This window comes from Streptomyces sp. MK37H, from assembly GCF_018035285.1.
Taxonomy (GTDB): domain Bacteria; phylum Actinomycetota; class Actinomycetes; order Streptomycetales; family Streptomycetaceae; genus Streptomyces; species Streptomyces endocoffeicus.
Map to the genome: position 1 here is coordinate 1 of NZ_JAAAYH010000453.1, position 7,035 is coordinate 7,035.

Sequence of the window (7,035 nt, forward strand, 5' to 3'; positions counted from 1 at the left end):
GGCCGCAGCGAGACCTGGAACCGGTACCTCACGGCGAGTCTGCCGACCACGGCCAGGCCGAGCCGCGGTGTCTCGCCCAGGTCGTTGAGGTCGAATCCGGTGGCCGCCTGGAGCAGCACCGCGTCGGTGCGTCTGTGCGCCTCCTCCGACAGGCCCACCCCGGCGTCCTCGATCTCGATCGCGACCCCGGACTGGACCTCGATCGCGGTCAGGTGCACCCGGGTCTTGGGCGGCGAATAGCGGGTGGCGTTGTCCAGCAGTTCGGCGAGGGCGTGGATCAGCGGCTCCACCGAGGGGCCGACGATGGCGACGTCCGCCACCGAGTGCAGATCCACCCGCTCGTACTCGAGGATGCGGGACATGGCGCCACGGCAGACGTTGAACAGCGGCACCTCCTTCTGCCACTGGCGGCCCGGGCGGGAGCCGCCCAGGACCGCGATGGAGTCCGCCAGCCGGCCGATGAGGGCGTTGCCGTGGTCCAGATGGAGCAGATCCTCGAATACGTCCGGGTCGGCGCCGTGCTTGTCCTCCATCTCCCGCATGTCCTGGGCCTGTTGGTGGACGATGGCCTGCACCCGGCGGGCGATGTTGACGAACGCCCGCTGGGCCGCGTCCCTGAGGTCCTCCTCGGTCCGCACGGTGTCCAGCACCCACCGCAGCAGTTGCTCGTGGGCGGCGTCGAAGTCCGGGTCGAGACGGGGCGCGTAGTCGACGTCCTTCATCGCCTCGTGCACCATGGCGCCGCGCCGCAGCCGGGCCACCGTGGCGGGGAGCACCTCCCGGGTCAGCCGCCGGATCTCCGCCTCCTGGGCCGCCAGGCGCTGCCGCAGCTCGGCATCCTGGGCGGTGAGCCGGGTGCGCAGCGTGGTGATCAGCCGGCCGCGGCGCATCGCCTCGGCCGCCGCGAGGGCCACGGCGAGCGTCGCCGCCACTCCGCACCAGGCGACCATGGCCCGCGCCCCGGACGGAACCACGACGACGGCCAGCGCCGCGCAGAACGCCATCGCGGCGGGAGGGATGACCCATACGAGCGTGGAGGCGGGCCGTCGGCCTCCGGGTGAGGTGCCGCCTCCGGAAGAGGTGCCGGCGAAAACCATGGGCATCCTTAAAAACAGCGAAGAGGAAATGAGTGCGAAATGCGGGCGATGAACCAGCCCGTCATGGGCCCTGGAGCATAGCGGTTTCACCGTCGCATGAATCGAAGATGCTTTTTTCTTCGGAATGCATCACGGTGAATTCAAAGAGCGCAGAAAAGCGATCATCTGCACTCAACCTTTGACCGTGAATGATCGGCCGAGGGCGAATCTGCTCATGGCGAAGGAGTCTGGGCAGCGTGGCGCCCGGGCCCTTAGCGTCCCGGCATGAGCACTGGGAGCGCATGTGTGATCGGGGCGACGGGGCAGATCGGCCGGGCGGCGGTGCGCGCCCTCGCCGAGGAGGGATGGCGGGTGCGGGCCGCCTCGCGCGGCGGGGGCCGCGACGAGACCTGGCCCGGGTCGGTGGAGAGCGTGGCCGTGGACCGGGACGACGACGCCGCGGTGGCCGCGCTGATCGGCGACGGCTGCGATGTGGTGCTGGACTGCGTCGCCTACGGCCGGGCGCACGCACGGCAGTTGCTGGGGCTCGCCGACCGGATCGGATCGGCGGTGGTGATCTCCACCGGAGCGGTGTACGAGGACGACCAGGGCCGGGGCTTCGGGACCCAGGACCGGCCGGACGGCGCCCCGCGCTATCCGGTGCCGCTCCCCGAGTCCCAGCGGACCGTCCCGCCCAGCGACGGCTACGGCGGCCGGAAGGTGGCGCTGGAGCGGGAACTGCTGGCCGCCGGGGACCGGTTGCCGACGACCCTGCTGCGCGCCGGGGCGATCCACGGCCCGCACTGCCGCACCCCCCGTGAGCTGTACTTCGTCAAACGGGCACTGGACGGGCGGCCGGTGCGGATCCTGGCGTACGGCGGCCGCAGCCGGTTCCATCCGGTGCATGTCGACAACATCGCGGAGCTGGTGCGGCTGGCCGCCCACCGGCCCGGTTCACGGGTGCTCAACGCGGGCGATCCGCAGGCCCCGACGGTGGCCGACATCGCCACCGCCGTGGACGCGGTGCTGGAGGTGCGCAGCGAGTTGGTGCTGGTCGACGGGGAGCCGCCGCATCCGCATGTCGGCAGCACCCCTTGGAGCCTGGCCCACCCCATCGTCTACGACATGTCCGCGGCCGAACGGGAGCTGGGCTACCGCCCGGTGACCGGCTATGCGGAATCGCTCCCGGCGACCGTCGCCTGGCTGACGGACCGGCTGGCGACCACCCCGGACTGGCGCACGGCCTTCCCCGACATGGCCGCCGCCTACGACCCGATGACCGATCTGTTCGACTACGCGGCCGAGGACGCGTGGCTGCGGGGCGGCGGGAATTCCCCCGCGCCCTGATCGACGCGGGGCGTACGGCGTGATGGACGCGGGGCGTGCGCCCTTATTGGCGCGGGCGGCGGACAAACGGAACCGGGCCCGTGCGGGGAACGCACGGGCCCGGCCCATCACCGCGTACCGCCGACTACTTGACGACGGCGGCCGCCTCCTTGGCGGCCTTCGCGTCCTTCGCGGACGCGCCCGACTTCGCGGGCACCGGCGTGGCGTGCGGGGCGCAGGTCACGTCCTGGGCGTCCACCGTGCCCTTGAGCAGGTAGGCGTCCACCCGGTCGTTGACACACGGGTTCACCAGACCGGTGACCCCGTGCGAACCGGCGTCCTTCTCGGTCACCAGGCGCGAGCCCTTCAGCCGCTTGTGCAGCTCCACCGCGCCCTCGTACGGGGTCGCGGCGTCACGGGTGCTCTGCACGATCAGCGTCTTGGGCAGCCCCTTGGCGGCCCCCACCTCCAGCGGGGTCCCCTGCTTGGCTCCCCAGGTGGCGCACGGGAGGTTCATCCAGGCGTTGGACCAGGTCAGGAAGGGGTAGTCGCGGTGGAGCCGGGTGTTGTCCCGGTCCCACTTCGCCCAGCTGGTCGGCCACTTGGCGTCGGCGCACTCGACGGCCGTGTAGACGGCGTTGCCGTTCTCCGAGGCGATGTTGCCCGCGGTGTCGGACATGTCCGGGCCCGCGGCCTCGACCAGCGCCTTCTCATCGCCGCCGAGGTAGTCGCTCCACACCTGGGCTACGGTGGCCCACGACGAGTCGTAGTACGGAGCGCTCTGGAAGAACCCGAGCAGCTCGGCCGGGCCCACGACCCCGCCGATGGGGCTCTTCTTGGCGGCCGCGCGCAGCTTCTCCCACTGCTTCTGGACCTTCGCCGGGGTGTCGCCGATGTGGTAGGCGGCGTCGTTCTTGGCCACCCACGCCTTCCAGTCGTTCCAGCGCGTCTCGAAGGCGACGTCCTGGTCCAGGTTGGCCTGGTACCAGATCTTCTCCCGCGAGGGGTTCACCACGCTGTCCACGATCAGCCGGCGCACATGGGTCGGGAAGAGTGTCGCGTAGACCCCGCCGATGTACGTTCCGTAGGAGACGCCCAGGTAGTTGAGCTTCTTGTCGCCGAGCGCGGCCCGGATGACGTCGATGTCCCGGGCGGTGTTGGGCGTCGTCATCTGCGGCAGCATCCAGCCGCTGCGCTCCTTGCACCCTGAAGCGTACTCGCGGGCCAGCTTGCGCTGGACGCGCTTGTCCGCCTCGCTGTCGGGCACCGGGTCCAGCTTCGGGGCCTTGACGTACTCCTGGGGATCCACGCAGGAGATGGCCGTGGAGTGGCCCACCCCGCGCGGGTCGAAGCCGACGAAGTCGTACGCCTTCGACACCTTCGTCCACAGCGGGTTCTTGGTGGTGACCCGGGTCGGGAAGCGCAGCCCGGAGCCGCCGGGCCCGCCCGGGTTGTAGATCAGCGAGCCCTGCCGCTCGGAGGCGGAGCCGGTGTTGGCGATCCGGTCCACCGCGAGCTTGATGGTGCGGCCGTTCGGCTTGGCGTAGTCGAGCGGCACGGTGACATAGCCGCACTGGATGGGCTTGGCGAGCCCCCAGTCAGCCGGGCAGTCCGTCCAGTCGATGCCCTTCTTCGCGGCCTTGGCGGCGGCCACCGCCGCCCCACGGGCCTCGGCGGCCCCGCCGGGCGTCCGCTCCGAGGCCCCGGCCGTGGGGGCGGCCAGCGCACCGGTTATCAGCGCACCGGCGATCACACCGCCGGTCGCGCCGAAGAGTGCTGTGCGTCTCACTTAGTCATCCCCCTGCTTTGTTGCGCCGCCAGGAGCGGCAATGATCACAAAGTGTCAGGGGGATTCTTCTGTCTTGCTTACCGCCGAGTACAGGGCAAACCGCCGTTTCTTTATCAAGACGTGAACATCAACCCACGGCGGCGACCGCTTCATCGAGGGCCCGGCGGAGGTGGAGGGCGTCCGGGGCCACGGCGGTGGCGAGGGCGGCGGGGCCGGTCAGCGGCGTGAGGACGGCGGTCTCGGCGAGGCGGCGGGGCGTGATGGGACGAGTGCCATAGACCGGGTCGACCACAAGGAGCTGACCCACCGCCCGATGGCCGCCGAGGACCGCGCCGCCGTCCCAGCCGGGGGCGCCTGGGCCGTAGGCGAGCTCCTGGTCGAGGAGCGGGCGCCCGGCGCGGTGGACGGTGAGGCGGCTGGTCAGATGGCCCGGGGATTCGCCGGTGCGGCCCAGGATCTGCTCCTCGCGGAGCACGAGGCGGGCGGTGGGGGCGAGTTCGACACGGGTGGTCATCAGCAGTTCGCTGCCGTGGGCGGAGATCAGGGGCTCGGGCAGCCAGTGCAGGGTCGCGCCGTCGGCGACGGTCAGCCGGATCTCGTAATGCGCGGGCCCGGCCGCCCGCCCGGGCAGCGCGATGGTGGCCGCGGCGGAACCGATGCGCAGCCGGGCGCCCGGCCCGGCGGTCGCCTCCAGGGCGATCCGATCGCCGCCGAGGGGCGCGCTCATGGCCCCGACCACGGTGACACACGCCTCCGCACCCACGCCCCGGGTACGCCGCAACGCGAGCGGCCCGTCCCCGGCGAGCACGGGCAGCGCGGTGCCGCCGCGCCCGTCCGCCTCGGCGACGAGACGGGCGGTGGCCCGTACGAACGGGCTTGAGGTGCCCGTTGTTGGTGAGGTTCCCGTCGTACGTGAGGTTTCCGTCGTACGTGAGGTTTCCGTCGTACGTGAGGTTCCCGTCGCACCCGAGATGCGCGTCGCGCCCGAGGCGCAGGACGTGGCTGAGGTGCCCGCCGCACCTGCGGAGCCGGTCGCACCCGAGACGCCCGCCGCATCCGCGGTGCCCGCCACATCCGCGGTGCCCGCCGCACCCGAGGCGGCCGCCGTAGCCGAGGCGGCCAGGCCGCGCCTGATGTCCGGGGCCTCCCGCTCCGGGGCGCGCCCGGGCGTCCGCGGCACGGGGTGTGGCGGTGCGCCACTCGCCCCGGGCGCGGCGTCCGGGGCGGGGGTCATGCCGGGGCCGCTGTCCAGGCGGCCAGGCGGGTACGGACCCAGTCGGCGATGGGGCGGATGCCGTCCTCGGCGACCAGGGAGGTGAAGGCGACGGGGAGTTCACCGCGCTGGGCCTCGGCGTCGCGGGCCATGCGCGCCAGGTCCGAGCCGACGTAGGGGGCCAGGTCGGTCTTGTTGACCACGAGCAGATCGGCGGTGGTCACGCCGGGGCCGCCCTTGCGGGGTATGTCGTCGCCGCCCGCGACGTCGATGACGAACACCTGCGCGTCGACCAGGCCCTTGGAGAACGTCGCGGTGAGGTTGTCGCCGCCGGACTCGACCAGGATCAGATCGAGCGGGCCCACGGTCTCCTCGAGCTCCTCGACCGCCTCCAGGTTGGCGGAGATGTCGTCGCGGATCGCGGTGTGCGGGCAGGCGCCGGTCTCCACGGCGGTGATGCGCTCCGGCGGCAGTACGGCGTTGCGCAGCAGGAACTCGGCGTCCTCGCGGGTGTAGATGTCATTGGTGACCACGGCGAGGGAGAGCTGGTCGCGCAGCGCCCGGCACAGCGCGGCGACGGTCGCGGTCTTGCCCGAGCCCACCGGTCCGCCGAGGCCGATGCGCAGCGCGCGGCGGCTGCCGTCGGGGCGGTGCGGGCCGGTGGCGCCGTAGGTGTGGCGCGGGGGGTAGGTGTCCGCGTGGTCGAGATGCATGAACGGCTCCGATGTTCCAGCAGGGGGCGGGGCGGCGCGGGCCCGGTTACGAGGCGAAGAGGCGTACGGACCAGGTGGCGTGCTGTTCGGCGGCGATGTCGAGCAGCGGTGCGGAGGCGGCGGGCAGCGCGCCGAGGCCCTCGTCGAGGGCCCGCCGTGCCGCCTCGGCGGCCCGCGCCGCGACCTGGTCCAGTTCGGGGGCGAGGCGGGCGAGGACGGCGGTGGCGTCGAAGGGGTCGAGGCTCAGCAGCCGTACGGCGGCGGTCGCGGGCCCGCTCACCGCCTCGTACCCGGCGGCGTACGCGGCGTCCGGCGGCCCCAGCGCGGCGGCGCGCGCGGTGAGTCCGAGCACCACGGGCTGATGCGCCCCGCGCGGCCGGGCGGCGGCCAGGGCGTCCAGCTCGGGCGACGGCCAGGTGGCGCGGGCGGCGCGCATCAGCTGGCGCCCGAGCCGCCGGGCGGTGGCCCGCAGCGCGGGGCTGGGGGTACGGGCATCGGCAGCATCGTCCAGCGCGAGCGGGTCGAGCCCGGCGGCGGCCGCGGCGGCGAGCCCGCCCGCGGTGAGCCCAGCGGTGTGCAGCCGCCCCCGGCAGAACGCCTCCAGGGAGGCCGCGTCATGGATCCGGCCCGCCGCGACGGCGGCCTCGGCACCGCCGGAATGCGCATGCCCTCCGGCGGGAAACCGCCCATCGGCGAGAACGAGCAACGCAGCGACCCCACCGGGCCCCCGTTGCACGGCCCGCGCCCCAGCACCCAACGCACGCCCTACAGCCACGTCCTCCGCCCCCGAACCGGCCCGATCCGGCCCGCCCGGTGACGGCGCACCCGGGGCCCGGGGGACCGGAGCGGCGCCCCCACCGGGGGCATCACCCCGAACCCCGCCAGGTGCTTCGCCCGCGGGCGACCATTGACCGGCCC

6 protein-coding genes are annotated in these 7,035 nt (G+C 73.2%); 1 reads left to right on the forward strand and 5 read right to left on the reverse strand.

What is annotated here, in order from left to right; genetic code table 11:
* A partial coding sequence (locus GWI24_RS37505; RefSeq protein ID WP_210950515.1) for an ATP-binding protein occupies positions 1 to 1,097 on the reverse strand: 1,097 nt, incomplete at its 3' end.
* Positions 1,098 to 1,361: 264 nt separating this feature from the next.
* Here GWI24_RS37505 and GWI24_RS37510 point away from each other — a divergent pair.
* Entirely contained in the window at positions 1,362 to 2,423 is a 1,062-nt protein-coding gene (locus tag GWI24_RS37510; RefSeq protein ID WP_210950516.1) for an NAD(P)-dependent oxidoreductase, read from the forward strand.
* Positions 2,424 to 2,547: 124 nt separating this feature from the next.
* Here GWI24_RS37510 and GWI24_RS37515 read toward each other — a convergent pair whose 3' ends face one another.
* From GWI24_RS37515 to GWI24_RS37530, 4 genes are all read right to left on the reverse strand, one after another.
* Positions 2,548 to 4,191 (reverse strand): alpha/beta hydrolase, encoded by a 1,644-nt coding sequence (locus tag GWI24_RS37515; RefSeq protein WP_210950517.1) that lies wholly within the window; start codon positions 4,189 to 4,191, stop codon positions 2,548 to 2,550.
* Positions 4,192 to 4,318: 127 nt separating this feature from the next.
* Positions 4,319 to 5,263 carry an urease accessory protein UreD gene (locus GWI24_RS37520; protein WP_374103388.1) on the reverse strand — a complete coding sequence of 315 codons (945 nt, stop codon included), beginning with the start codon at positions 5,261 to 5,263 and terminating at the stop codon, positions 4,319 to 4,321.
* Positions 5,264 to 5,421: 158 nt separating this feature from the next.
* Positions 5,422 to 6,117 carry an urease accessory protein UreG gene (ureG, locus tag GWI24_RS37525; RefSeq protein WP_210950518.1) on the reverse strand — a complete coding sequence of 232 codons (696 nt, stop codon included), beginning with the start codon at positions 6,115 to 6,117 and terminating at the stop codon, positions 5,422 to 5,424.
* Positions 6,118 to 6,163: 46 nt separating this feature from the next.
* Entirely contained in the window at positions 6,164 to 6,853 is a 690-nt protein-coding gene (locus GWI24_RS37530; protein WP_210950519.1) for an urease accessory protein UreF, read from the reverse strand.
* Positions 6,854 to 7,035 lie beyond the last annotated feature (182 nt).

Excerpts from the sequence above, each read along its gene's own strand:
- GWI24_RS37510 (WP_210950516.1), top strand. The coding sequence starts at position 1,362 with ATGAGCACTGGGAGCGCATGTGTGATCGGGGCGACGGGGCAGATCGGC.
- ureG (WP_210950518.1), bottom strand. The coding sequence starts at position 6,117 with ATGCATCTCGACCACGCGGACACCTACCCCCCGCGCCACACCTACGGC.